General features: G+C 39.5%; 4 protein-coding genes. 2 read left to right on the top strand and 2 right to left on the bottom strand.

From position 1 onward, the window contains the following. Positions 1 to 798 (top strand): hypothetical protein (locus KGZ89_07900; protein MBS3974770.1); only part of this gene is annotated, 798 nt, incomplete at its 5' end. 198 nt (positions 799 to 996) lie between these two features. Here KGZ89_07900 and KGZ89_07895 read toward each other — a convergent pair. Next, positions 997 to 1335, bottom strand: a complete 339-nt coding sequence (locus KGZ89_07895) for a hypothetical protein (GenBank protein ID MBS3974769.1) — start codon at positions 1333 to 1335, stop codon at positions 997 to 999. Positions 1336 to 1585: 250 nt separating this feature from the next. Here KGZ89_07895 and KGZ89_07890 point away from each other — a divergent pair, with 250 nt between their 5' ends. Continuing rightward, positions 1586 to 2746, top strand: a complete 1161-nt coding sequence (locus KGZ89_07890) for a hypothetical protein (GenBank protein MBS3974768.1) — start codon at positions 1586 to 1588, stop codon at positions 2744 to 2746. A gap of 343 nt (positions 2747 to 3089) precedes the next feature. Here KGZ89_07890 and KGZ89_07885 read toward each other — a convergent pair. Continuing rightward, the coding region (locus tag KGZ89_07885) for an IS66 family transposase (GenBank protein MBS3974767.1) at positions 3090 to 3616 on the bottom strand (527 nt) is incomplete at its 5' end.

Genomic DNA, 3616 nt, shown 5'->3' with positions numbered 1-3616 from the left:
GTGTCGATGTTGCTGACGGTGGTTCTGTTAATGTCTGCCTTTTTGACTCCGGTTGCCGCTGGGCAGGGGAATGGCAGGGGGGAAGAGCAAGACCAGGGAAAGCAGAGTGTCCCGCAAATACAGTATCTTGATGCAGAAGTACAAGTGATTGACGGCCAACCGGTTATAAAGTATGAAACAATAGAAGGATATTCATTATTTGAGTTTTCTTGGCCTGAACTAGCGATTGTCAACGGTAAAGAACTGGCATTAGTGAGACAAGGCGACAGTTTTATGTTGCAAACAGCAGATGGTTATGAAAAAATTCATATTGAGGAATTCAAAGTAGCATTATCGTCAGAAAATTTGGTATTAGCCGCAAGAGCGAACCCTTTGAAATTGATACCGGTTGCTGTTGTTGCAGCTACTCTAACGGCAGCGGGCATCAAAATATCAAAAACAACTCTTGCTATAGCGACCTCTTTGATATTGTCTGGCACAGCCGTGAATTTAGCGAATGTTAAAAGTCAATTTGCGACCAGACTGGTTTCGGCAGCGCAGAAGATTGGAATTATTTTAAGGGCGCCATCAGATCATGTTCTTCGCCAAGCAATTGATCGCGGGGTTTCGATAGAGGATATGATAACGGTAATGACTTCTGGACAGCGCTTTTTTGATCCAACACATAATACTAGGATTGTGTATCATAGTGGCTTAAGAATGTTCATTGCAATTGACCTAAATGTTAATCGTCTTGTCACTGTAGCAAACGAGGCTGGCCGCAAAGCTCGTTGGGTTCCTCGAAACTGGAATTGGTAAGTTCTGAAGCATTAGTTTTGAGGTATGATTAGATTCTGCTAAATATAGGTCATAATTAACGCAACTACGACCTATATTTAGCACATATAGAAAAATGATTCTACTGCAAGAACCCAAAAACAATGAGCATGACTCGTACTAAAAGGGCTTTTGAACTCTGACGACAACCCAAAAGGCAATACGCGTTCTCTGGAATAGTTAAAGGGTTCTCTCCACCAGGTTCACTTCCCCTAATGTTTTGATCCCGACCGCATAGTTGACGAGATAGTCGAAATAAAAATCATCTAACAGCTCTAAATCACTGCAGTCTTTCATATGCTTGATATCCTCTAAAGAGAGCAGAATATTCTCAGAAAAGTTAGGTTTGCCTGCCGCTCCATACAAAGCCGCAAAGGGTTCTTCGTCAATCTTACAAAAAACGTGCTCATAAAAGATGGGTGCCCACAATTTTTCAAGCTTTACCCGAATTCGCTTGTCCATCCACTGGGTGCTGCCTGAAAGCGCCTGTTGATTGTGGTTATTATTGGGTTTAAACATGGGAAACCCACATTTATCTGCTATATTTGTGTAATATTTCTTCTACTATTATAGCATAAAAAGGTCGGAAAACCCTGTGTTTATAGCAGTTTAAAAGATTTTCCAATTTAAAGTATCAGTTTGCTATTCCATTTATTGGGCGAGTTATTGCAGTGGAATCAAAAATGTAAGCTGATCAAATATCTAAAATAGATTTGAAGCAGTTGATGCAAACCTTGATTGTCTATCGAACAACTAGGAGGTGACGACAGTGGGGAAAAACACAGAATCACCATTAAGCATAAGTATTGTCGACAAGGAGGATATAGAAAAAACAGGCTTAAGAATAAAAATAGCTTTTTCTCACTTCATAGAAGATGCTGTGTATTTCATTATTAGTTTTGAAACTCCTGCCGGAATAATTCTGGTTGACCCCAAAACACATTACTCTTATGATGTAATTCATAACATGGATTATTTCATTGATTCGATAAGCGAATGGAGTGAATGGTTAAAAAAAGACTCGGAAATATTATATATTGATGGTTATGAACAATATCTGAAAAATGAATCGGAAAAATTAAGTATTGGCAGTAGTGAGCAATTATTTTCTGTAGAGGTAATAAGGTTTTGTTGGGATGAAGAAATATTAATATTCGCAATATCCATATACGCAGCGAAGATATTATCAGACACCACGCGCAGTGGTTGTTTTGGTGTTAACTTTAGGGCTGACAGGGATACTCTTGCAGAATTGGTGGAATTTTTCAAGGAAATAAAAAGGTTGTATGAATTGCATGAAATTGAATCGCCGGAACGTCATTCCTGTTATAAAGGGCATCCGAGCCCCCTCCGCCAGGATCACTTGCTCTCAGGGGAAGTAATGACAATGGTAAAAAATAGCGAATCTCCTTTAACTAAGACTAATTATCCGTGTAGTATAAGTCTTTTTGACAAGGATATGCAAGAGACAGGCTTAAGAATAAAAATAGCTTTTTCTCACTTTAGATCATCAGCCGTGTATTATTTTATTAGTTTTGTAACTCCTGCTGGGATATTTCTAATTGACCCCAAAATACATTATTCTTATGGTGCAATTGATGACATGGACCATAATATAGATTTGATAAGCGACTGGTTAAAAAATGACTCTGAAAAAATTAGCGTTGGCAGTTATGAGTATTTGTTTCATATGGAAATAAAAAGGCTTTCGTATGATAAAGAAATATTTTTATTTACAATGTACATAGATGCAGCCAAGATAGCAACTGATATCACGCGCGAGGGTCATTTTAGTGTTACTTTGGTAGTTGATAGAAAATCTATTGAAGAACTGTTGGATTTTTTCAAAGAAATAAAGAGACTGCATAAATTGTATAAAATAGCGTCGCCGGAACTATTTGCATACGCAACTGATGAAGACAACATGTAACTGAGGGCTTTACCGGAGAACGTAAATAATTTTGTATAACTGGTAAATACTACGTAAGCGTAAAATAGCACCCATAGTGTCGCCTTTTCGCTGTTGTTGTCGCCGCCCACCAACCGTGTCGGTGCGGGGATAAACATCAGATCAAACCGGTGATTGACATCCGCAATAGTTGGCGGGAAGGCAAGGAAACACGGCTTTTAGCAGGTAAAAAAACAATCGTTTATGATTACAGGGGCACGGTCTATTACTATTGTCCCAAGACTAATAAACGTCTGGAGATGTAAGCGTCAAACTTTACCCACCTGCTAAAGGAAACCTACTTTCGTGGGTTGAGTTTAATAACTCATTTTTCTAAACGACATTCAATAGGCAATTCATCAGACCATGGCATGAATTCATCTAATACTGCCGGATTCTTTATATCAACATCTGGTAGTTTCTCAAATAGGTAGACTAGGTACTTAAAGGGGTTTAACCCGTTTTCCTTCGAGGATTCAATGATACTGTAGATCGTTGCACTAGCTTTAGCGCCTTTGGCTGTGTTTGAAAACAGCCAGTTTTTTCGACCTATTACAAATGGCTTAATGGAGCGTTCGCCACGATTATTGTCAAGCTCCAACCGACCATCTGTAAGAAAGACCGCTAGCTTATCCCACTGATTGCGACAGTAGGTAAGGGCTTGTCCAAAAGCACTTTTGGGTAAAACCCTGGGGCTTTGGTATTTTATCCATGCTGAAAAAGCCTCCATCACAGGACGGCTGAGCTCTTGTCGAGCTTTATATCGTTCTTCCGGCGTGACTTCTTTTAGTCCACGCTCGATGGCAAAGAGTTTGTTGCAGAAATCCAACCCCTCTTTTGCAGCTACTGGGG

The sequence above is a fragment of the Actinomycetota bacterium genome (assembly GCA_018334075.1).
GTDB lineage: Bacteria > Actinomycetota > Coriobacteriia > Anaerosomatales > UBA912 > JAGXSC01.
Note: the sequence above shows the minus strand (reverse complement) of the source record. Positions and strands in the feature narration are given on the sequence as shown.

Bases quoted from the DNA above. Each gene is read 5' to 3' on its own strand.
- KGZ89_07895 (MBS3974769.1), bottom strand. From the start codon at position 1,335: ATGTTTAAACCCAATAATAACCACAATCAACAGGCGCTTTCAGGCAGC.